General features: G+C 57.7%; 26 protein-coding genes. 12 read left to right on the top strand and 14 right to left on the bottom strand.

Annotated elements, in window-relative coordinates:
* The 4 genes from IB262_RS34350 to IB262_RS34335 all read right to left on the bottom strand — a co-directional run.
* Window positions 1-187: hypothetical protein (locus IB262_RS34350; protein WP_143556300.1), on the bottom strand; the 187-nt coding region annotated here is incomplete at its 3' end.
* A 2-nt stretch (window positions 188-189) separates the two neighbouring features.
* Entirely contained in the window at window positions 190-462 is a 273-nt protein-coding gene (locus tag IB262_RS34345) for a XapX domain-containing protein (RefSeq protein WP_060520944.1), read from the bottom strand.
* A gap of 71 nt (window positions 463-533) precedes the next feature.
* Entirely contained in the window at window positions 534-1,223 is a 690-nt protein-coding gene (locus IB262_RS34340; RefSeq protein WP_060520945.1) for a hydrolase, read from the bottom strand.
* 134 nt (window positions 1,224-1,357) lie between these two features.
* Window positions 1,358-2,290 (bottom strand): VOC family protein, encoded by a 933-nt coding sequence (locus IB262_RS34335; RefSeq protein ID WP_034802231.1) that lies wholly within the window; start codon window positions 2,288-2,290, stop codon window positions 1,358-1,360.
* Window positions 2,291-2,406: 116 nt separating this feature from the next.
* Between IB262_RS34335 and IB262_RS34330 the strand changes: the two genes are divergently transcribed.
* A complete protein-coding gene (locus IB262_RS34330; protein ID WP_034802228.1) occupies window positions 2,407-3,306 on the top strand; it encodes a LysR family transcriptional regulator in 900 nt (299 codons plus the stop codon).
* A 261-nt stretch (window positions 3,307-3,567) separates the two neighbouring features.
* Here IB262_RS34330 and IB262_RS34325 read toward each other — a convergent pair whose 3' ends face one another.
* Entirely contained in the window at window positions 3,568-4,335 is a 768-nt protein-coding gene (locus IB262_RS34325; RefSeq protein ID WP_090429265.1) for an alpha/beta hydrolase, read from the bottom strand.
* A 466-nt stretch (window positions 4,336-4,801) separates the two neighbouring features.
* Between IB262_RS34325 and IB262_RS34320 the strand changes: the two genes are divergently transcribed.
* The 4 genes from IB262_RS34320 to IB262_RS34305 all read left to right on the top strand — a co-directional run bounded on the left by IB262_RS34320 (window position 4,802) and on the right by IB262_RS34305 (window position 7,971).
* On the top strand, window positions 4,802-5,191 hold the full coding sequence (locus tag IB262_RS34320; RefSeq protein WP_060520946.1) for a hypothetical protein: 390 nt from the start codon (window positions 4,802-4,804) through the stop codon (window positions 5,189-5,191).
* A 66-nt stretch (window positions 5,192-5,257) separates the two neighbouring features.
* Window positions 5,258-5,761, top strand: coding sequence for a DUF3833 family protein (locus tag IB262_RS34315; RefSeq protein ID WP_034802220.1), 504 nt, complete (start codon window positions 5,258-5,260; stop codon window positions 5,759-5,761).
* A 3-nt stretch (window positions 5,762-5,764) separates the two neighbouring features.
* Window positions 5,765-7,093, top strand: a complete 1,329-nt coding sequence (locus tag IB262_RS34310) for an MFS transporter (RefSeq protein ID WP_192494503.1) — start codon at window positions 5,765-5,767, stop codon at window positions 7,091-7,093.
* A gap of 71 nt (window positions 7,094-7,164) precedes the next feature.
* Window positions 7,165-7,971, top strand: coding sequence for an SDR family NAD(P)-dependent oxidoreductase (locus IB262_RS34305; protein ID WP_192494502.1), 807 nt, complete (start codon window positions 7,165-7,167; stop codon window positions 7,969-7,971).
* A 6-nt stretch (window positions 7,972-7,977) separates the two neighbouring features.
* Here the strand turns inward: IB262_RS34305 and IB262_RS34300 are convergent, their stop codons facing one another.
* The 3 genes from IB262_RS34300 to IB262_RS34290 are packed head-to-tail and all read right to left on the bottom strand — an operon-like array spanning window position 7,978 to window position 11,347.
* Window positions 7,978-9,195: a cyclopropane-fatty-acyl-phospholipid synthase family protein gene (locus tag IB262_RS34300; RefSeq protein WP_192494501.1), complete on the bottom strand. Its 1,218-nt coding sequence runs from the start codon at window positions 9,193-9,195 to the stop codon at window positions 7,978-7,980.
* Window positions 9,192-9,989: a DUF1365 family protein gene (locus IB262_RS34295; RefSeq protein ID WP_348646953.1), complete on the bottom strand. Its 798-nt coding sequence runs from the start codon at window positions 9,987-9,989 to the stop codon at window positions 9,192-9,194. Before IB262_RS34295 ends, IB262_RS34300 begins: the two co-directional genes overlap by 4 nt.
* Window positions 9,989-11,347, bottom strand: coding sequence for an FAD-dependent oxidoreductase (locus tag IB262_RS34290; RefSeq protein ID WP_192494499.1), 1,359 nt, complete (start codon window positions 11,345-11,347; stop codon window positions 9,989-9,991). The genes IB262_RS34295 and IB262_RS34290 overlap by 1 nt, the downstream gene beginning before the upstream one ends.
* Before the next feature lie 89 nt (window positions 11,348-11,436).
* On the opposite strand from IB262_RS34290, the gene IB262_RS34285 reads away from it, so the two are divergent.
* Genes IB262_RS34285 through IB262_RS34275 form a run of 3 tightly spaced genes read left to right on the top strand, consistent with a single transcriptional unit; the run spans window position 11,437 to window position 13,236 of the window.
* A complete protein-coding gene (locus tag IB262_RS34285; protein ID WP_309139286.1) occupies window positions 11,437-12,150 on the top strand; it encodes a sigma-70 family RNA polymerase sigma factor in 714 nt (237 codons plus the stop codon).
* Window positions 12,147-12,818, top strand: coding sequence for a ChrR family anti-sigma-E factor (locus IB262_RS34280; RefSeq protein ID WP_034802209.1), 672 nt, complete (start codon window positions 12,147-12,149; stop codon window positions 12,816-12,818). The genes IB262_RS34285 and IB262_RS34280 overlap by 4 nt, the downstream gene beginning before the upstream one ends.
* Window positions 12,819-12,831: 13 nt before the next feature.
* On the top strand, window positions 12,832-13,236 hold the full coding sequence (locus tag IB262_RS34275) for a DUF2177 family protein (protein ID WP_034802206.1): 405 nt from the start codon (window positions 12,832-12,834) through the stop codon (window positions 13,234-13,236).
* 34 nt (window positions 13,237-13,270) lie between these two features.
* On the opposite strand, the gene IB262_RS34270 is transcribed toward IB262_RS34275, so the two are convergent.
* The 5 genes from IB262_RS34270 to IB262_RS34250 all read right to left on the bottom strand — a co-directional run bounded on the left by IB262_RS34270 (window position 13,271) and on the right by IB262_RS34250 (window position 17,440).
* Window positions 13,271-14,032 (bottom strand): ATP-binding cassette domain-containing protein, encoded by a 762-nt coding sequence (locus tag IB262_RS34270; protein ID WP_162728949.1) that lies wholly within the window; start codon window positions 14,030-14,032, stop codon window positions 13,271-13,273.
* 32 nt (window positions 14,033-14,064) lie between these two features.
* Window positions 14,065-15,183, bottom strand: a complete 1,119-nt coding sequence (locus IB262_RS34265; protein ID WP_192439590.1) for a M14 family metallopeptidase — start codon at window positions 15,181-15,183, stop codon at window positions 14,065-14,067.
* A complete protein-coding gene (locus IB262_RS34260) occupies window positions 15,180-15,923 on the bottom strand; it encodes an ABC transporter permease (RefSeq protein WP_192494498.1) in 744 nt (247 codons plus the stop codon). The genes IB262_RS34265 and IB262_RS34260 overlap by 4 nt, the downstream gene beginning before the upstream one ends.
* On the bottom strand, window positions 15,920-16,588 hold the full coding sequence (locus IB262_RS34255) for an ABC transporter permease subunit (RefSeq protein ID WP_246802826.1): 669 nt from the start codon (window positions 16,586-16,588) through the stop codon (window positions 15,920-15,922). The genes IB262_RS34260 and IB262_RS34255 overlap by 4 nt, the downstream gene beginning before the upstream one ends.
* Window positions 16,589-16,663: 75 nt before the next feature.
* Window positions 16,664-17,440, bottom strand: a complete 777-nt coding sequence (locus IB262_RS34250) for a transporter substrate-binding domain-containing protein (protein ID WP_112984517.1) — start codon at window positions 17,438-17,440, stop codon at window positions 16,664-16,666.
* A 66-nt stretch (window positions 17,441-17,506) separates the two neighbouring features.
* Here IB262_RS34250 and IB262_RS34245 point away from each other — a divergent pair, with 66 nt between their 5' ends.
* Both IB262_RS34245 and IB262_RS34240 read left to right on the top strand, forming a co-directional pair.
* Window positions 17,507-18,421, top strand: coding sequence for a MurR/RpiR family transcriptional regulator (locus IB262_RS34245; protein WP_060520958.1), 915 nt, complete (start codon window positions 17,507-17,509; stop codon window positions 18,419-18,421).
* Between the two features lie 495 nt (window positions 18,422-18,916).
* Window positions 18,917-19,612: an SDR family oxidoreductase gene (locus IB262_RS34240; protein ID WP_192494497.1), complete on the top strand. Its 696-nt coding sequence runs from the start codon at window positions 18,917-18,919 to the stop codon at window positions 19,610-19,612.
* Between the two features lie 165 nt (window positions 19,613-19,777).
* On the opposite strand, the gene IB262_RS34235 is transcribed toward IB262_RS34240, so the two are convergent.
* Window positions 19,778-20,335: a fasciclin domain-containing protein gene (locus tag IB262_RS34235; protein ID WP_034802194.1), complete on the bottom strand. Its 558-nt coding sequence runs from the start codon at window positions 20,333-20,335 to the stop codon at window positions 19,778-19,780.
* A 383-nt stretch (window positions 20,336-20,718) separates the two neighbouring features.
* Here IB262_RS34235 and IB262_RS34230 point away from each other — a divergent pair, with 383 nt between their 5' ends.
* Both IB262_RS34230 and IB262_RS34225 read left to right on the top strand, forming a co-directional pair.
* Window positions 20,719-21,216, top strand: a complete 498-nt coding sequence (locus tag IB262_RS34230) for a TspO/MBR family protein (protein WP_192445837.1) — start codon at window positions 20,719-20,721, stop codon at window positions 21,214-21,216.
* Window positions 21,217-21,301: 85 nt separating this feature from the next.
* Entirely contained in the window at window positions 21,302-21,559 is a 258-nt protein-coding gene (locus IB262_RS34225) for a hypothetical protein (RefSeq protein ID WP_192494496.1), read from the top strand.
* Window positions 21,560-21,566 lie beyond the last annotated feature (7 nt).

Raw genomic sequence — 21,566 nt, 5'->3', positions numbered from 1 at the left:
TGACGGCAACGGCAGTGGCAGTCGGATTGGCGCGGTCGAGCGTCGTCACGAGGCCGCTGTGAAGGATCAGGTCGGGCGTCATCGAAGTATCTCCGGTCTGTTGGGCGCCGGCGGTGCGGGCCGACGGAAAGAGAGCGGGCAGCGCCAGCGACGAGGCGGCACCGAGGAACGAGCGTCTTGTCGGCATGATCAGACACTCTCGCGATCGTTAACTTTGCGAGCCGCTGTCTGTCCGCCCGGGAGGTGGCCGAACATGTGCGGCTTGACCTGGTTGATCCACGAGATTGCCGCCGTCTCGTTGCTCCACAGGGTCTTGGCAAAGGGGACGATCTGTTCGCCGAGCAGAATCCCAAGAAGGCCGACAAGGGCAATGACCGGGGGCGCTGGCGAACGGACATTGAGGAGGCTGTAGACGATTCCGACCAGAAGTCCGGCGCCGAGTGACATGAGGTAAAGTTTCATGCGGGTGATCCTCACCTGTTGAGGCTGCCGCCCTTACCGGTTCGACCCGGTCAGAGCGGCTGCCTACTGCATCACTTGACCGGGTTCGGGCCGATCCGCTTGCCGTGGGTGACGCGTTCGCCGGCCTTGTGGACCATGGTGTAGGCATAGTCGATGCCCATGCCATAGGCACCGGAGTGCTCCTTCACCAGCGAAGTGACGGCGTCGTAGGTTTCCTTGCGAGCCCAATCGCGCTGCCATTCGAGCAGGACCTGCTGCCAGGTGACCGGAATGACGCCAACCTGGACCATGCGGTCCATCGCATATTTGTGGGCGTCGGCCGAGGTGCCGCCCGACGCGTCGGCGACCATGTAGATTTCGTAGTCCGGAACATCATGGAGGGCTGAAAGCGCGAAGGTGGTGTTGCAGACCTCGGTCCAGAGCCCCGAGACGATGATCTTCTTGCGACCGTTGGCGGCGTTCTTCGCCAGGGCATCACGGACGTTCTGGTCATCCCAGGAGTTCATCGAAGTGCGCTCAAGGATGTCGTTTTCCGGGAACACGGCGAGCAGTTCAGGATAGGTGTGGCCGGAGAAGGACTCGGTTTCGACAGTGGTGATCGTCGTCGGGATGTTGAAGATCTTGGCAGCCCTTCCGAGGCCGACGACGTTGTTCTTCAGAGCCTGGCGATCGATCGACTGCACGCCGAAAGCCATCTGCGGCTGCTGGTCGATAAAGATAAGCTGGCTGTTTTGCGGGGTCAGAACTTCGAGCTTGGACATCTGGAATACTCCGTTTGGTGTCGCCGGCGTGCGACGGTTGAAATGAGAAGGGTTTCGGAGACGAGCCGGCTGGCGCGAGTAGCCGGCTCAAGGTTGTCGGTTGGTTAAGTCGTGCGTATCAGATTCGGCGGGTTCTAAGCGGCAAGCGGAACCAGCCCGGCCTCGATCTTGTTGCGGAAAGGCTCGTAACGGTTCGGAAGCTTCAACGCCTCGCCGAGATGGGCGGTGTCCTCGTCACGGTCGAAGCCGGGCTCGTTGGTTGCAATCTCGAACAAGATACCACCGGGTGTCCGGAAATAGATCGCCCAGAAATAGTCCCGGTCGATGACGGGGGTTACCTGGTAGCCGGTATCCATCAGGGCCTTGCGCACTTCGAGTTGCTTTTCCCGATTTTCGACCGCAAAAGCGATATGGTGGACCGAACCCGCCCCCTGACGGGCGAATGGCGTCTTCGGCAAGGCCGCCAGTTCAATGGTGTCTGCACCGTTGCCACCAGGAAGGATCAATCGCGTGACGTCTCCTTCCACTCCGGCAATCTCATAGCCCATAAAGCGCAGCAATTCCTCGGTCGCAGCAGTGTCGTGCAGATTGAAACGGGCGCCGGTAAAGCCGCGAATGGCGTTGTCCTCCGAGATACCCTCACCAAGCCATGGCGCCCGCCCGTCGATAGCCGTTTCGACCAAAGCGAGGCCATCGCCATCAGGGCCTGTGAAGCGCAAGCGCTCTGCGCCGAAGACCGTTTCAGCCTGCATGCCACCGACACCTTGAGCAACCAGGCGCTCCTTCCAGAAACTAAGCGTTCCTTTCGGGATAGAGAACTGGGTTTCGCCGACTTCGCCGACACCGGGCCGTCCGGTCATTATATGGGGAAAGGGAAAGTAGGTCATGACCGTTCCGGGCGTGCCCAACTCATCACCGTAATAGAGGTGGTAGACACTGGGCTCGTCGAAGTTGACCGTCTTCTTCACCCGGCGCAGGCCGAGCGTGTTGGTGAAAAACCTGTTGTTCTTTTGCGCGTCCGACGCCATCGAAGTGACGTGATGCAGTCCCTTGATATCCTTGATCATGGCCAGTGCCCTTTCCGTTGACGTTGTCCGTCGATAGACAAGGTTATAGCCGGGTTGATTGGCGCAAAGAATTGCAATATTTATCTCGAATGAATTGCAAAAATTGAAACAATGCGATGAACGACTACAAAGCCCTGAAGACCTTCCTTATGGCGGCTGAGAAGCGCAACTTCGCGCAGGTTGCACGCGAGCTTGATATGACGCCGGCCGCAGTTACGCGGGCGATCGCCGCGCTCGAAGACGATCTCGGCGTGCAGCTGTTTGTGCGGACAACGCGCCAGGTTTCGCTGACGACGGACGGCGCCGTCTTTGCCGCGCAAATCCAGCCGTCCCTAGAGGCGCTGGAAAGCGCCAGACGCGACGTAAGAAACGCTCATAAGGCGGACCAGGGTCGCTTGCGAATAAGCGCTCCGACTTGGCTCGGTAAAACCGTTCTACCGTCGATCCTGTCCGGCTTTCGAGAACTCTATCCAAAAATGTCGTTTGAAATCTCGCTCTCGGACGGCTTGGTCAACATCGTCGATGATGACTACGATCTCGCGATCCGCATCTCATCCCAGCCATCGGACAAGTTTACGATATGGCGCAAGATCCGGGCCGTGCCGAGAATTTTGGTGGCGGCGCCGGGCACCCGGTTCACCGAGATGGACCACCCGAGCGAGTTGACGCCGGACGACTGCCTTGCATACAGCGGCGAAAGCAGGCGGGAGACCTGGCACCTTTCTGATGGCGGATCGAGCACGACCATCACGGCCGGGAGGGCGTTCAGCGCCAACAGCGGCGAGGTGCTTGCCGACATGGCCGCCGATGGAGCGGGCGTTGCCATGCTTCCGGGATTTCATATCGCGGAGCGAGTCCGCAGCGGTCGCCTCGTCCATGTCCTTCAAGGCTGGTCGCCCCCGGAACTTTGGCTGACCCTATACTATCCGCCTTATCAAGCGCTGCCGCCCCGCATAGCGACCTTCTCGAAATTCTTCGAAGAACAGTTGCCGGCTCACATGATCATGCTTGATTGACGAGCGAAATGGATCCGGAGCTACAACCCGATGCGGCTGTTAGCGCCTGGCGTTCAGTCATTCTGACGCAGGGTTCGCGCGCGTCAGCACCGGCGCTTCGCCCGCAGGATGGCGTCGAACAGCAGCGCCTCGCCGATGCTGTCACTGAAGCGCTAGCACACGCCTCGGCCCGTCGGCGCCGCCGCAATGGCTGAACCGCCCCGTCACGGCAAAGCCGCCACCCTCTCGGGTGACGGCTTTGGTCACTGGAGTTTTCAGAGACTACTTCGCAGCCTCTTCGATCACGTCTGCGACGGCTTGGGGCTGCGACACCATCACAACGTGGGATGCACCCTCGATTACGACAGTGTGCTTGGAGCCCGCCCGTTCGGCCATGAAGCCGAGTGCCTTCGCTGGGATGTTCTTGTCGCCGTCCCCATAGATGAAATAGGAGGGCAGCGTCTTCCAGGCGGGCGAACCTGACTTTTCCGTCAAGGCAGCTTCGGTGATCGGGCGCTGCCCGGCGGCCATCAGTGCCGCATCCTCGATTGAAACATCGTGGGCGAACTGGTCGTGAAACTTCGCCTGGTCGATGGAAAGATCGACGCCGCCACCTATCAGCTTTACCGGGGCGGCGAGCGCTTGGCCAAGCGTGCCCCCGGGGAACTTACCGGCGAGATCGGCAGCTGCTTCTCCAGCTTCCGGAGCGAAGGCTGCAACGTAGACCAGCGACTTGACGTTGTCCTTGCCGTTTGCCGCGGTCGAGATCACCTGGCCTCCGTAGGAATGCCCAACGAGGACGACGGATCCTTTGATGCTCGAGATGATGTCTGAAACATAGGCCGCATCGCCTGCGACACTGCGCAGTGGATTGGCAGCGGCAACGACCGTGAACCCGTTTTTCTGAAGGATCTTCGTCACACCATTCCAGCTCGACGCATCGGCGAAAGCGCCATGAACGAGAACGACTGTGGGCTTTGCGGGCTGGGCAACAGCCCCGCCGGACAGGAGAGCGGCGATTAAGGCAACGGTCGCAGCGAGTTTAAACATGACGATATCCTTTGTGGCTTCGGTCCAATACAGGCTACGAGGGAATTTTTATCGCGCCCGATTAGTTTGTGCACAATCTATATTGCCTCAAAAGAAACATGTCAACCGCGCTAATAGATCGCGCGCGACTAATTTTTTTGCGCAACGAAGCCAGAGCGCTATTTTGCGTCGCAGATCGCCACTGCGAGGGTCCAGCCGCGCATTCTCATCCTTCAGCTGCTTCAGCTTTTCCAATCTCCGGCGGCAATATACCGGCGTATTTTTCTTCCAGCTGTAATGGGTCAACTGACTGCCTCCGGCACGCGATGGAGCATCTGCGGTAGCTTCAGTTTTTTATACGAATACGAATGAGGCGCGGATCGTGGCGCCTATCGAAATCACTACAAGTCTCATCCGGACTGATCCAACCGCGCCCACTTCTCGTAATCCAGGCTGACGAAAAACAACGGGAGCGAACGAACGAGCCATGTTCCGAACCGCAATAGCGATCGCAGCTGTGTGCGCAGCCGTACCGTCGGAGGCCGCTGCGGAGCAATACAGAGCAAACGAGATCAAGGGAGAGATCGTCGGCAGGCGCATCTTCCTTGAAGCTCCATTGGGTGGGGAATTCCCGCTAAACTATCGAAGAAGTGGCAGTGTCGACGGTGACGGCGAAGCTTTGGGCCTCGGCCGGTTCGTCAAACCCAAAGACACCGGCACTTGGTGGATACAGTCTGACCGTCTCTGCCAGCAGTTTCGCACCTGGTACGACGGTCGCCCGATGTGTTTCGAGCTCTACCGGGTCGAAGAGAAAAAGCTGAAGTGGATCCGGAACGACGGAAAGACCGGTATCGCCCGAATAGGTCCCGAGCTTTGATGTGGCAGCGAAAGGAGGCCGCGAATTGAAGCTTATGCCGCGCAATCGATTTGACGGAGGAAATGCATGCGCATCTTCAGCGTTTTTCTTACGGTCCTCGCCATGAACCTTGCATTGGTTGCGCCAGCGGCCGCCGGGTCCTTTTCGCTTGAAAGCTTCTTTACAGGCAGGTCGAGCGCCGAGGGAAGCTTTCAAAGCATCACCGGGGTTAAAAGGACATTCGAAGTCCAGTTGGTCGGAAAATGGGACGGCCGCACCCTGACGCTCAGGGAAGATTTCAGGTTCGATGACGGCAGTCGAGATCGCAAGACGTGGCGGTTCATAAAGGATGGACCCGGCAGATACAGGGGTACGCGCGAGGACGTGATTGGAGAGACGCAGGTGCGGATTAAAGATAATGTCGCGCGCTTCAGCTATCTGGTCTTCCTCGACTCAAAAAACCGCAAGAACAAAGTTCGCTTTCACGACACCATGACATTGAACAATGACGGTCGTGTCCTCAATACCGCCTATGTGACGAAATTCGGATTGCCGGTTGCCTGGACGCGTGTCGAATTCAGGAGACAGTGACTGATGTGGAAAGTGTCTAGCAGACGAGCATCCAGGTCACACCCTTCGACACTCATCCTCTATGCGCTTCCAGCGTTCCCATTGGCGGCGCTTGCGCTGCCGCTTTTCGTCATCGTTCCGACGTTTTACTCCGAAGTCATGGGACTACCGGTCGCGGCCGTCGGCGGTGCACTTTTTGCCATTCGTCTTCTTGATGCAGCGAGTGATCCGATATTCGGCTGGCTTGCCGACCGGTGGAATGGCGTTGGCGGTCGCCGGCGTGGCTTTTTTCTTGCGTCAATTCCGCTAACCGCGGTCGCCGCGTTCATGCTTTTTTGGCCGCCTGAAACAATCGGGCTCGGCTATCTGCTTATATGGGGTGGGCTTTTGTCACTTGGCTTTACCTGGTCCTCTCTGCCCTACACTGCCTGGGGGGCAGAACTTTCAACCGACTATGCCGAGCGAACACGCGTTGCAGCTTTCCGCGAAGGCGCGACGCTTATCGGGACTTTATCGGCCATCAGCCTCCCCTTCGCTGTTGGGACGGCTGGGGCAAATAACGCCGATGGGCTAAAGGCGGTAGCCGTTCTTGTCGCGGTCTTGCTTCCGCTCACAGGGCTTATGGCTTTCGTTTTCGTCCCCGAACCCGTCAATCGGTCGACGCGGGAGTTTGGCCTGATGCAAAGCCTGGTTTTCATGTCGAAGAACCGGCCGTTCCTGCGTCTCATCGCCGCTTTTCTTTTGAATGGATTTGCAAACGCAATCCCAGCGACTTTGTTTCTTTACTTTGTCTCAGGGCGGCTGGGAGCTGCGGAATGGCGCGGCCCGTTTCTCCTACTCTATTTCGCATGCGCAGTTCTTGGCGTACCGCTCGCAGTAAAGGCCGCAAGGCGCTGGAGCAAGCACAAGGCCTGGAGCGGCGCTATGCTGGTGACGTGCTCGATCTTTGCGGTATCAGGATTTCTCGGCGACGGAGACCTGGTCGCCTTTGGTGCCATATGCGTATGCACCGGTCTTCTGCTCGCCTTCGACCTTGTTTTGCCTCCATCCATGCAGGCAGACGTAATCGACAACGACACAGCAGTCTCAGGCTCTCAGCGTTCCGGCATGTATTTCGCGGCGTGGGCACTTGCCACGAAGCTCTCTCTGGCGACAGCAGTCGGGGTGACGTTTCCCTTGCTCAGTCTGATTGGCTTCGACCCGGCTCAAGATCGTTCGTCGCCCGACGCTCTCAAGGGTCTTTCGTTGCTTTACGCCTGGGCACCAATCGTCCCGAAGCTCGCAGCAATCGGGCTCATGTGGGGCTTTCCGATCGATCGTGTGGCCCAACGAGAGCTTATTGGCCGGACTTGACGGTATTGCGCTCGTCTACGGCTGCCAGGTTGATGACACGTTTTCCCCATCGCCCACTGAGGTAGGTTTCCATGACTATCGGTCGCGATTTAATCAACAATCACGCCTTCCACGAGACGGATCGTCGAAAGGTGGCGTGGGTTACCGGCGCAAGCTCCGGCATCGGGAAATCGCTTGCACTCCGTTTGGCACTTGACGGCTGGACCGTCGCCGTAAGCGCGCGCAACTCGGTGGAGCTCGATACTCTCGCACGATCGCTGGAGAAAAAGATCCATTCTTTTCCCCTCGATGTGACCGACCGCGAAGCAGCAGAAAACACCGTACGCGACATTGAAATGCGCCTGGGTCCGATTTCCCTTGCGGTCTTCGGCGCAGGAACGTACCGGCGCGATAGCCTGTCGACCTTCGACGCCGCGGCGATCGGAGAGATGGTCGGGCTCAACATCATGGGAACCGTGAACTGTTTGCAGGCGATCATGCCAGCGATGACGACGCGCCGGTCGGGACGGATTGCCGTCATGGCATCTGTGGCAGGCTACACCGGTCTTCCTGGTGCCGCGGGCTACGGCGCGACCAAAGCCGCCTTGATCAACATGTGCGAAGCCCTTTATCCCGAACTTGAACGGCAAGGCGTTCAGATGACAATTATCAATCCAGGATTTGTCGATACGCCCTTGACGCGTCAGAATGACTTTCCAATGCCTTTCCTGATCTCTTCGGAAAGTGCGGCGGAATACATCATGCGCGGGCTTGAGCGGGGGAAGTTCGAGATCGCATTCCCGTGGAGGATGAAAGTGGTCTTGAAGCTATTGAAGGCGCTTCCTCCAAGCCTGAGGTTCGCCTTGACGCGCCGCATGTTGCGTGAGGAGCAGACCTGACCTCCGTCACGTTGGTTCGAGCCGGAACTGGTAGACATCGATGGTCCCGTTGCGAAAGCCGGCGGCGCAGTAGTGAAGGTAGTAGCGCCACAAGCGCTTGAACCGTTCGTCGAATGCAGCGGATTCAATCTTGTGCCAACTTTTGAGGAAAGCACCTTCCCACAAGAGCAGGGTTTTCTCGTAGTCACGGCCGAAAGAAAATGCATCCCGCACCCGTAGGCCGGAAGTGACAGCCTCCTGCCTGAAGACTGCCGCAGAAGGCAGCATGCCACCGGGAAACACATAGGTTTGAATGAAATCGGCGTTTTGCCGATACCGCTCATACCGCCTCTCGTCGATCGTGATGACCTGGATCAGCGCTTGTCCGTCAGGAGCGAGGTTCGTGCGCAGCTTCTCAAAGTAAACCGGCCAATTCTCCTCTCCCACGGCTTCGAACATCTCTATTGAGACGATCTTGGTGAAACGTCCTTCACAATCCCTATAGTCTTGCAGCCGCACCTCGGCCAACGGAGACAATCCCTTGTTTGCCAGCCGAGCTCTCGCAAAGTCGGCCTGCTCCTTCGACAAAGTCAGCCCGGTAATGCTACACCCCGTGCGCGAGGCCGCGTACTCCATAAACCCGCCCCAGCCGCAACCGATCTCAAGAACATGATCTTGCGGACCGATTCGAAGCTCACTCAGGATCCTGTCGTACTTGGCTTGTTGGGCTTCACCGAGTGACTGCCCTTGCCGCTCAAAGATGGCGGCAGAGTACGTCATCGTCTCATCGAGCCATGCGCGGTAGAAATCGTTCCCGAGGTCGTAATGGAACGCGATATTTCGGCGGCTCCCGGCACGGGAGTTTCGTCTGAACAGATGCCGGAGGTAAGCGAGGCGGCTTATTAGCGGGCGAGAGGCGAGCGCTGGCTTGAGGGTCTCTTCGTTGGCAAGCGCCAAATCCATAAGCGTTCCCAGGTCTGGCGTCTCCCAGTCGCCATCAAGATAGGATCGAGCAAACCCGAGGCTGCCGCTCGTGAGCATACGCCAGACCGCTCTTGAGTTCGTAAAGACGATCGCTGCAGTCGGACCGGGGACGTCGCCTTTGACCAAATGGACTGCCCCACAGGGGAACTCCGCGCGCAACTGCCCGCGTTTGATACGGGCAAGCCAACCGCATACTATTCTTTGCCACAGCGGGCGGCCCGACGATATTGAAAATGCCGCACCCTGATCAAGCTCGCTCATGCCAAGGTGTCTTTCTGTTCGAAACGGGAGACAATCGTTGTGGCGACCCGCAGGTCCGCCGGTCGATGACGATGCACGGGCATGCCCTTTAGCCAGATCTTGAGCGCCTCCCAATGGATCGCACCCATTACTTTTACTGTCATCATGGGGTGTTTCAGGAAGGTTAGAAAAAGCCTCTTATCCGAGATCTCTTCCCTTTCTCCGGAAAATACAGCCGTGAGAAGTCGCCCGTCACAATCGTTTTCGGTTATGCCGACGAACACGGTTTCCCCCGGCGGCCTGAGTTTGAACTCATAGCGGCAATCCATGGGTACAAACGGAGAAACGTAAAGTTCTTTGACGCACGACTGCCGGATCGCTCCGCCCTCGTCGTCGCTCACCGGAATGACATAGGTATGGCGTTCGTGGAATGTGTTGCAGACCTCATAGAGAACGGCCCGGACTTGGCCATCGCTTGCCTCACAGTAAAAGACCGTCAAAGGGTTGAAAACGTAGCCGAGTATGCGGGGATAACATAGCACACGGATACGCATCTGCTTCACGTCCACCCCGGCCTCGGAAAGCTGGCGTTCGACCCAACTGCGTAGCGCGCCTACTTCACCATTCCCGTGATCGCTGTCGCGAAAACTGAACAGAGCAAAGCGATTATGGCCGAACAGGCGCAACTTGCTGTCCAGCGAAGCCAACTCGTCCAGATCGAGGAGCAGCGAAAAGACCCTGTAGGAAAGCCTATGCCGGCGGGGTCTAAACCGAACGTGGCACACCTGGCCGCTGTAAAGAGCCGACCTCGACATCATTGAGCCGCCGCGTAACCGATCTCGCAGGGGAGCCTGCCAGAATCGTCGCGGACCGTCCATGGACGCCGCTCGCCGGAGATGGCCTCGGCAACCGCAAGCCCGGACTGCAGTCCGTCTTCGTGAAATCCGCTGCCGAAGTAGGCCCCGCAAAACCAGACACCGCCGCGTCCTTGGAGATCCCAAAGCTCCTTTTGAGACGCCAACGCTCGCTGATCAAACAGAGGATGGTCATAATCGAATGTCGCGATCATCCGCTCACTGGCTATCTTTTGATGCGGGTTCAGCGTCACAAAAAGCGGCGTCGCCGGATCGATCCCTTGCAATCGGTTCATCCAGTAGGTCACACAAAGCTGGCGCTCACCACAATCATCCGACGCGCCAATGTAGTTCCAGCTCGACCACACGTTTCGCCGCCTGGGCATCAATGAGGTATCTGAGTGCAGAACCGCCTTATTGCTTGTGTAGCTGATCGCGGAAAACAGCTCTCTTTCACGTGCGTCAGGCTCGGCAAGCATCGCCAGCGCTAGATCGGCGTGAGTCGCGATGACCACATCCGTGAAAGTGTCACGATTGCCATCACGATCTGTTACGACCACCGTCCCCACCTCGCGGCGGATTTCCCGGACTGCCCTGCTTGTCCGAAGCTCGCCGCAATAGTCCGACATCAGCCTGCTGACATATTCTCGGCTTCCGCCGGTTACGGTTCGCCAACGAGGTCTGTCCGTCAATGCAAGCAAACCATGACTGTCGCAGAATCGAATGAAGGCATGCAGCGGATAATCACGCATGCGTTTGGTCGTTGTGGACCAGATCGCAGCGCCCATGGGAAGGAGATGATCGGTAACAAAGGCATTGCTGTAGCCATTCTCGTCGAGATACTCCCCCAGCGTCTTGCTAGCGAGATTTAGCCGATTAAGAGCTTTGGGAGCTTCTCGATAGAAGCGCAAAATGTCTGACAATATTCTCCAGAAGCGCGGACGAAGTGCGTTTAACGGTTGACCGAACAAGCCTGTCAATCCAGAGCCCGAGTATTCGAATGCCCCGCCATCCAAAGAAGCGGAGAACGACATATTGGAAGCTTGGGTCGGGACGTCAAGGTGGTCAAACAGCGCTACAAGGTTGGGATAGTTGCGATCGTTGTACACGATGAACCCGGTATCGACCGGAACCGGTCCAACAGCCGTCGGCGCGAGGACGGTGTTGGCATGACCGCCAGGTTTGTCGCCGGCTTCGTAAAGAACGACCTCTAAGCTTTTACCGAGTAGCCAAGCCGCGGACATTCCCGAGATACCGGCGCCAATCACAGCGACACGCCGTTGCCCGAATTCACCCCTCATACCCCGATCAAACCGCATGTTATCCCCTCAATCTGACGAACAATTACGAACGCACTACGAAAAAATCTCCCGATCGGATTGATCACCTTGAAAAATTTTGGACAACAATGATCCAAGAAGCAGAAGGCATCGTAATCGGTGCCATGGAGACAATTCTTGCGATTTCCGCTACCGCTGTTCCAGATATCCCATTTGTTCGATCTGGGCATGAGCCGCTGATCGACCTTGGGAGGCAGAAGAAGCGTGGACGCATGGTAGAGCCGGGCGGGGAACTGACTAAAGATGAAGCCTGCTCTCTGCTCGAGGCAGTCGGTCGCAAGCGAGATATTGAATCTTTCGAGGCGCTGTTTCGCTATTACGCTCCGCGCGTAAAGGCCTATATGGCGCGCCTTACGCGTGATCCAAACATCGCCGAGGAATTGATGCAGGAAGTGATGATCACCGTTTGGAACAAGGCAGGCCAGTTCGAAGCGACACGCGGTAACGCAGGTACGTGGATCTTCACGATTGCCCGCAACCTTCGTATTGACGCCTACCGCAAGAACCGGAGGCCGGATTTCGACGTCAATGACCCCGCATTTGTGGCAGACGATGCCAAAAGCGCGGAGAACGAGCTGGCGGAACGCCAGGATGCGACCCGGTTAAAGGACGCCATGAAGGACTTGCCTCAGGAACAGATCCAATTGCTGACGCTGTCGTTCTTCGACGATTGCTCTCACAGTGCGATTGCCACCAAGCTGAACCTGCCGCTCGGAACGGTGAAGTCGAGAATCCGACTTGCCTTTGCGAGGCTTCGGGCTGCGCTGGAGGACGGAAAATGAATATCCGTCATCATGTGAGCGACGAATTGCTGGTGGGATATGCATCCGGCACGCTTGAAGAGGGTTGGCGGCTTGCTGTTGCAACGCATCTTGCGTTGTGCCCCAACTGCCGGACAAGACTGACTTTGATGGAGAATACGGCCGGAGAGTTGCTCGAGAGCATGGAGCCAGTGCCAATAGAAATCTCGTCTTTCGATCGGTTGAAAGAGCGCCTACGAACCGCGGAATCTCACCCAAGCGTCTCGCCGAAGCAACCTGCGAGAGTAATGCAAGTCGTTTCGCCGCCAACCATCCCGGAACCGTTGCGATCCTATCTTGGAGGAGATCTGGCGGAGCTGAAATGGAAGTCTCTGGGACGTGGCGCCTATCACATTCCGATCAAGCTGGCCGATCGGTCGACAACGGCCCGTCTGCTTCGCATACCGGCCGGAAAACCCGTGCCGGAACACAGCCATGGAGGGCGCGAATTGACGCTCGTGCTCAGCGGAAGCTTCAATGACGGAGAACTCTTGTTCGCCCGCGGAGATATAGAGGAGGCAGACCCGAGCGTTGAACACCAGCCCCTGGCAACGCCTGAGCAAGATTGTATCTGTCTGGCGGTAACCGACGCGCCGCTCAGGTTCCGGAGCTGGTTTATGCGTTTGCTTCAACCTGTCCTTCGGATCTGATCGGAGGCGACGGATGACCTACGCGATATCCTACGTGGCGACAGCGATCGTCTTTCTCGGCTTGGACTTTTTGTGGCTGACCGGGTCGTCGAAATTCTATCGCAGCCGAATTGGAGAGCTTCTGCTCGAGCATCCAAATCTCATTGCCGCCGCTGCATTTTACGTCATTTATGTAACCGGTGTTTCATATTTTGCCGTCATACCTGCGCTCAGCTCCGGACGTTGGACGACAGCACTGGTATCGGGAGCTCTGCTCGGCCTTGTCGCTTTCGGCACCTACGACATGACAAATCTGGCAACGATCAAGGGGTGGTCGTTGGAGGTAAGCTTGGTGGACATGGTGTGGGGTGTCTTCATCACCACGGCGTCCGCTCTCGCCGGGTATTTTTCCGTTTCGGCCGTACAAAAGCTGATTTGACCCCAACTCGGAGATTGAAGCGGCCAGGGGCCGCTCAATTCGTGTGCCGCGAAGAAAGAAAGCTTTGAAGACGTTCGGAACTCGGATTGCTCAGAACGTCGCGTGGATCGCCCTGTTCCTCGATCACACCCTGGCTGAGAAAAATGACATGATTGCCAACGTCGCGGGCAAATGCCATTTCGTGGGTGACGACGATCATGGTCCTTCCCTCCTCGGCCAATCCCCGCATGACCCGAAGCACTTCGCCGACAAGCTCCGGATCAAGCGCCGAGGTCGGCTCGTCGAAAAGCATGATCTCCGGTTCCATCGCGAGCGCCCGGGCGATCGCAACTCGCTGCTGTTCTCCGCCCGAGAGAAATGCCGGAAAGGCATCGCGGCGGTGCGACACGCCAACCTTTGCCAAGTATGCGTCGGCTCGTTCAGCTGCCTCAGCGCGGCTTATCCCCTGTACGCGCATCGGCCCCAGCATCACGTTCTCCCTCGCCGTCATGTGGCTCCACAGGTTAAATTGCTGAAAGACCATTGATAACCGCGAGCGCATCGAAGCGAGCTTGTTGGGGTCATGTACCGTCAGGTCTCCGCTCGACGCCTTTCTCAGGTCAAGTTTTTCTCCCTGAAACCGATAGCTGCCCTCACACGGGTGCTCCAGGAAATTGAGGCATCGCAAGAACGTGCTTTTTCCCGAGCCGGACGCGCCGATCATGGAAATCACATCTCCGCGCCTCGCGCTGAGCGAGATGCCTTTTAGCACCTCAACGGAGCCGAACCTCTTTCGGATGTTGGTCACTTCGAGCATCGCTGTCATAGTCTGTCTCCGCGCCTTGGCGCTCAGGGGCTTAAAAGTGGACCGTTGCGGAACACATCGTTGCCGGCGATCTTGCCAAGGCGTTTACCGCGCTCGGCGATGCGGCTGTCAGCGCGTGCGTAGAACACGCCTGATGTCTGCGCCTTCACGGCCGTCACCGTTCCTGAAAGCGGGTCGATGATCTCAACTATCACATCACCAGCCCTTACATGATGGCCAAGGTCGAGTGCGTAGCTCACGACCCCCGCAGACGGTGAAATGACAGCTTCTGAACCTGCGAGCGGGGTGGGCTCGCACAGCTTCGCCGGCGCCTGCGCGGCCGAACCCTTGACGACCCCCAGATCGCGTAGGAACTCGACGATCGCCTCGGCGTCGCTCCGGGCGCGTCGCCGATCCACATCGCTACGACCGCGCAACTCAACGGTGGTCGAAGCGCAGCCAAGCGGGATGTTCGCGTCGGGCAGCGATCTTGCCAGGTCCAACCATGGGCGCACGAGGGCCTCGTCGAACGGATTGAGTCCTGAGATCTCAGCAAGCAGCACCGCTCGGGCGTGAAGACGCGTCGCAAGCGACGAGAATATCCGTGCGAAATGCGGTTGCGTGTAGAGATGAACCTCAGCCTCTCCATCACAATGGAGATCCAGCACATAATCGGCATCAATCGCAAGTTTCATGAGGCATTTTCGAACGTTGTCCGAGGGGGTGACGACGTGCCATTCCTCAACCAGGGCCATCAACTCGGCGCGGATGACGGCCGCGTTAGCGCTGGCGTCTGTGCCCAAGCGGTTGGAAAGCCGGGCGGACAGCTTGGGTCCGAAATCCGGATAATGCCGGTTGAAGTTCCGTCCGTCATAAAGATCGAAACGGCCTTCCTGCTGACCAAGGGAAAACTGAGACAGCCCGACCGGATTGGCAACCGGAACGACCCGAACGCAGCCGAAGATCGCGTCGGCCGCCTCAAGCTCCGCCAACGTCTCGCAAAGCGCATGCGCGACAATGATGCCGGGAGCCTCGTCGGCATGGAGACCACCTTGGATATAGACGAGTGGCGTGTCTGCGTGCCGCCCGAATTCGACACATTTCAAGCTATGCCGCGTGCCGGGTCCCTGACCTTCGATATCAAAGATTGTCTCTTTCATCATGCAACTTTCGGGTTGAGATGCTCGGCTGGCTTCTCTCTGGCGTTCGGAGCGTCCGAGCGGGAGAGATGCCGCAAAAAGTGCGTCTCGAGCCAGCGGAAAAAAGTGGTGAGACCGATGGTCAGACACAGATAAATTGCGGCGGCGACGCCGAAGGATTCCGCCAGCACGAGATAATTGGTGTAGACGTCGCGCGCGACCCGCATCACCTCGACAATCGTCACCGTGCTCGCAAGGGCGGTGGCATGCATCATCATTACCACCTCGTTGCCGTATTGCGGCAGTGCGCGACGCCAGGCCGATGGCCAGATCACGTACCTGAGAACCGCCGCGCGGCTCAGGCCGATCGAACGTGCCGCTTCGATTTCGCCTGGCGCCGTGGTTCGGATCGCGCCGGCGAATATCTCGGTCGTATAGGCGACAGTGTTGATCGTCAGCGCAAGCCACGCGCAAAACCACGGAGAGCGGAATAGCGGCCATATCGCGCTGCTGCGCACGAACTCGAACTGAGCCATTCCGTAGTAAATGACAAACAGCTGAACAAGAAGCGGCGTGCCGCGGATGACGTAGGTGAACAGCCATACCGCGCGAGAAAAATAGGGCGACCGCATTGAGCGCACGAGCGCCAGTGGCACCGAGACCGCAAAACCGCTGACGACGACGGTTGCCAACAGGATCAAAGTGTTTACCAGACCGCCCGCAAATGCCGGCAGGTTATCGGCAACGATTTCCCAGTCGATCATGCAGCACCTCCGCTGCGAACGCCGCGTGAAGAAAGCTTCTCAAGCGCTCCGAAGAGGAGAACCGAAAATGTGGTGACCGCGAGATAGATGAGGCCGATAAGCGCGTAGAAGGTAAATGGCTCCCGCGTCGCCGCAGACGCAAGCCCGGCCCGGTGGACCATATCGTCGAGCCCGATGATCGAAACCAGCGCTGTCGCTTTCAACATGACCAGCCACGTATTCGTCAGGCCGGGCACGGCATGCCGTATCATCTGCGGCAGCAGAATGTAGAAGGCCACCTGCCAGCGGGAAAGACCGTATGCAAAGCCAGCCTCGATTTGCCCCGCCGGCACGCTCAGGATCGCTCCCCTGAACGTCTCGGTCAGGTAAGCTCCGAATACAAAGCCGATTGTGCTAACGCCGGCTATGTAGGGATCGACATCGAGATAACCCCACCCATAGGTTTCGGAGATGGAATTGAGCAGGATCTGGCCGCCGTAAAAGACGACGAGCATAACAAGCAAATCCGGCAAAGCGCGCACCGTCGTCGTGTACGCGGCAGCCGACAATCTTGCCGCTTTCCCGCCGTAGACCTTTGCGGACGCGCCAATCAGGCCGATAACACAGGCGATCGCCAGTGAGACCGACGCCACGCTGAGGGTCACACGGAGCCCCCCCAGAATCATCGGTAGATAACCTTGGAACATGGAACAGCACCCCTTGCGACCGGCGCCGCCCAGGCGCCGATCGCGGGAAAAGAACTACTTCTTTGCCGATTGCGGCGTGACGTCGAAGTCGAAGTATTTGCCCGACATTTGCTTGTAAGTACCGTCGCTCATGATGGAAGACAGAGCGGCATTTACTTCCTCGCGCAGAGCGCCATCTGACTTACGCACAGCGATGCCGACGCCGCCGTCGGCGTCCTCGCCCAAGAAGAGGGTGTCGCCGACTTGCTCAAAGTCCTTTCCTTCGGGCTTCTTCAGGAAAGATTCGGCCGAAACCACCGACGATCCGAAGGCGATGTCGCCGCGACCCGCCGCCAGCTCCAGGTAGACGGCCGGCTCCTTGTCCACCGCCAAAACGGTGCTGTCAGGGTAGTTCTTGGCAACATACTCGGCACGCGGAGAGTTGCGCAGGACGATGATCGTCTTGCCCTTTAGCTCTTCCGGCGACCAGCTCTTGTAGTCACCCTTGCGCGCCACCCATCGCGACGGGACGTCATAGTAAGGGTTGGAAAAGTCGACGACCTTCTTGCGCTTTTCGTTGATCGTCATCGAAGCCACGATGATATCGAACTTCTTGGCATTAAGCGCCGGGATCATCCCGTCCCATTCTTGCTGCACCATCACGCAGTTCTTCTTCATCTTCGCACAGATCGCATTTGCGATGTCGATATCGAAGCCCGAGAGCGTTCCATCGGGCGCAACTACTGAGAAGGGCGGATAGTTTCCTTCCACGCCTATGCGAAGATCCTCCGCAAACGCAGTACCGGCGAGCATCGTTGTGGCAACGATTGACGCGAGAAATTTCATTCGCATGCGATTTCCTCCCAAAATCAGCTAAGCTGACTTCTCAATGGCAGGATATTTTCATAGAGTCAACAAATGAAAGAAAATTTTCAGACATCCCTCACCTGGAACGCAGAAGCCGATCGACGCTTCGCCACCTCTGCTTTAGGTCTCGAACTCAGCAGACTGCTGCGGGACGGATCGGCTTCGCAGCGGGCACTGTCCGGTTTTGTGCTCCGGGACCCGATGTTCGTGGCAACGCACGGCATCGAGGAACTCGCTTCCGCAACGGGAACTTCGGCTTCAAGCGTCAGCCGTTTTGTTCGAGACCTCGGATTGGCGGGCTTTTCGGAGTTTCGATCGTCCATCGCCGCTATGGTGAGCGAATTGATAGCGCCTGTCGCCAAGCTCGATGCCTCGATAAGAGACCTCGATAAGCGTAGCCAGGGTGTTGAACTCAGCATCGAGGTGACGGGCTCCAACATTGACGCGCTCAAGAGCCCGCAGACCGCCGAATACATACGCGTTGCTTGCGGTGACATAAGAGCGGCTCGAAGGGTATTCGTGATAGGCTTTGGCCTTTCTGCGCACCTCGCGGCAATGCTGGTCCTTTCGCTGCAACCTTATCGGGACGAAGTTATAAATGTCGCTCAATACGGAGGAACGGAGTCCGCTGCCGCGCGGGCGATGTCGATTGGAGAAGGCGACGTACTGGTTGCAATATCTTTTCCCAGGTATTCCAGGGATGTTGTCGAGATCGTCAGATTTGCGCGTGACAAAAAGGCGAAAATTGTCGCCATAACGGATTCTCCAGCCGCTCCGCTGGCTCAGTTCGCCGACCGATTGCTTCTCGCGCCATCCAGACACCCGGTTCTTTCGGCCACAAACGTCCCGGCCATGGCAATCATCGAAGCCCTGGCGTCCGACTTCATGCTGGCGGATCCTGACAATGTCAGGCGAGCAGAGCAGCTTGCAAAGGCTATTTCATCATACCTGACCGAAGGCGATTGACGAGCCCACCATCCCTTAAGGCCACGAAGGATCGAAGGGTAACCATCGGTGCTCTCGCTCATAGGTCAACGTGCCGAGGATCCACTCACGCGTCGTTGTCCTATCAAATACGCCCTCTCTCCCGTCGCGTCCGCTGGACAGGGCATATCCGTCGCCTGAGGAAACTTTTGGCGCTGCCAAGCGTGAGTCCTCTATAGGGGCCGAACTCTCTCTGCAGCGCCGAAAAACCTCCCCGGCCACGCTATGCGATAATCCAACGAGCCGTTCCCCTCGTAAACGCTCTTGGGTTTTCAAACGGTGTTCCCCCATGAAATGCTGTCGCAGACTGATCTTTATTTTTGGCGACCAAGAGCTTTCGGCAAACCGAAGACTTCAACACCCCTACGCCACCTGACGGCGCATGACGCAGGACCGGAGAAATGAGTATCGGCAAAGCGCCAGCGCTTTCCTGCAACGTCTGGACGAGGGTCTTGGTGTTTAGAGGAGGATTGAAAGATGCCGCTTACGTCACTTGCTAAAGGATACCGCGCCGTTGTTTTGGGAGCCAGCGGCGGCATCGGATCCGCAATCGCCGGCGAACTCCGGTCCGATCCCAATTGCCTGCAGCTTGTAGCGCTCTCGCGTAGGGACAATTCCTTCGATATCACAGACGAAGAGAGTGTCGCAGCAGTAGCAGCGGAGACTGTAGATGGGCTGCATCTTGTTTTTTGTGCGACCGGCGGACTTGTTGTCGACGGCGTGGGTCCTGAAAAATCACTCAAGCAAGTCGACCCAGATGTGATGATGCGGCAATTCGCGCTGAACGCGATTGGACCGGCACTCGTTCTCAAACACTTCGCGCCGAAGCTCGTCCGCAGCGACCGCGGCATAGTCGCCTTCCTGTCTGCCCGGGTCGGGTCGATCGGAGACAATCGCCTGGGGGGCTGGATTTCCTACCGAGCGTCGAAGGCTGCGCTCAACCAGATCGTCCGCACAGCTTCCGTAGAACTGACCCGCACCCATCCGCGCGCGGTGGTCGTCGCACTCCACCCAGGAACGGTCGCGACAAAAATGACGGCAGACTACTCCACTCCCCACCGCCGGTTGGATCCCAGTGAGAGCGCATGTGCAATGCTCCGGGTTATTGATCGGTTGACGCCGGAAAACTCCGGAGGCTTCTTCGCCTATGATGGCTTGCCCGTTGAGTGGTGAGCATTGTTAGGGGGCACAGCACTTAGATCTTTAGTCCACGGCGAAAACGTCCGGTATTTCAAGCATTGCCATCGTTTGACGGTGAACGGCGCAGGGACCGATGTTGCCAGTTTGCCGCCGACCTAGCCGGCGGCAAACGCATGTGGTCAACCACGATATATTTTACTACGCTTTCGGAAGCAGCACTTTGTCGATCACATGAATGACACCGTTTGACTGCTTGACGTCGGCGATCGTTACAGTGGCAATGCCACCCGTTTCGTCAGTGAGTGTGATCTTGTCGCCATCCATCTTTGCCGAAAGCGTGCAACCGCCCACGGTCTTGACTGAATGGTTCCCTCCGTCATCGGCAATCATCTTGCCGACTGCATCGGAAAGCGCATTGGCAGCCACGACATGACAAGTCAGCACTTTGGCGAGCTTTTCTTTGTTCTCGGGTTTCAGGAGTGTGTCGACAGTGCCGGCAGGCAAGGCATCGAAAGCTGCGTTCGTCGGCGCAAACACGGTGAACGGGCCATCACCGGACAGCGTATCCACGAGACCGGCGGCTTTCACTGCTGCAACGAGTGTCGTGTGGTCCTTCGAATTTGCTGCGTTTTCCACGATGTTTTTGCTTTCGGACATGGCCGCTCCACCGACCATGGGGTTGTCGGCATTAGCAGCGAAGGCTACGAGAGCGAAAATAGACGCGATCGCGGCGGTACGTCTTAGGGACCGTTTCATTCGTGCATTCCTCCTTGCTGGCCCGCACCATGCGGGCGTTCCCAACCGATGTTCGCCAGACGTTGTCCAGCACCATCAATACGCCGTCTTTACCAAACTGGATCACCGTCGCGTCCGATATGACCGACGCTGCGGAAAACCGACCCAATGTTGGACCGCTGCTTCAGTGAATGCGTGAGAACGGGATTGGGCTCGCCGGGCCGCGTAAGATCCCAACTTCAATTCGCTGATCCAATCAGCAAGGTCATACGTAAAGGAAGAAAAGTCAGCCGTCGGCTCGCGCTTCGAGGCAACCGCTCGCCAGCGCCGCCAGCGGATCTGGCAGTCCTCACCGAATGAGACAGGTCTGGTCAGCGTTGGCCACCGCATTAGGGGGTAGAAGAATGTTGCAACGAACTTCCACTGACAAAAGAAGATGGGTCCGTGCGCTGGCACTTGCGATTGTACCGGTCGCCGCGACATCCATGCTAGGACAATTGGCGACCTATCCAAACCTCGAACGCTGGTATTCAGCGCTAGAGAAGCCGAGTTTTAATCCTGCGAACTGGGTGTTTGCTCCGGTCTGGACAACGCTTTACATCCTCATGGCTTACGCTGCCTGGCGGCTCTTGATCCTCCCTGCCAGGACGCCGGGCAGGCTGACGGCACTGGCGCTATTTTACGTTCAGCTCGCCCTCAATGCGTTGTGGTCCTGGATGTTCTTCGCCATGCAAAGTCCGGTCGCCGGTCTGGTGAACATCATCGTGCAAATCGGGTTTATCCTCGCAACGATCGCGCAGGCCTGGCGCCTCGACAAGAAAGCGGCACTTTGCCTCTTGCCGCTGGCAGCGTGGGTCTCCTTTGCGGCCGTACTGAATTTCGCAATCTGGTTCCTCAATTGATGGCGTTGGCGCGAAGGCAATAGGTGTTCTCGCTTTGACGCATGCAACGCTCTGAACAGCTCAAATGTGCTCGGCCGCTAGCTCCATGAAGACATCTTTGGCTAAGATCGGGCGAGCCCGCGTCGCCCTTGCGTTGCCTCGTCATCGTGAACAGCTAGGCGCTCTGGACGGCGAGCAATTCGATCTTCTTTTCGAGACCTACGCGCTTGCCGCGATGAGGGTCGACGAACTTTTGAGGAAACAGTCTCCTGAGCAAGACCTTAGACGGTATCGCGAAATATGCCTGGACATCCAGGAAGACATCACCTTGCTGCTTGGACGTCTGCAAAGGCAATCCGAATGAATTTGGG

Source organism: Ensifer sp. ENS02 (assembly GCF_014851885.1).
GTDB lineage: Bacteria > Pseudomonadota > Alphaproteobacteria > Rhizobiales > Rhizobiaceae > Ensifer > Ensifer adhaerens.
The sequence above is the reverse complement of the archived record's forward strand: the minus strand, read 5'-3'. Positions and strand labels throughout refer to the sequence as shown.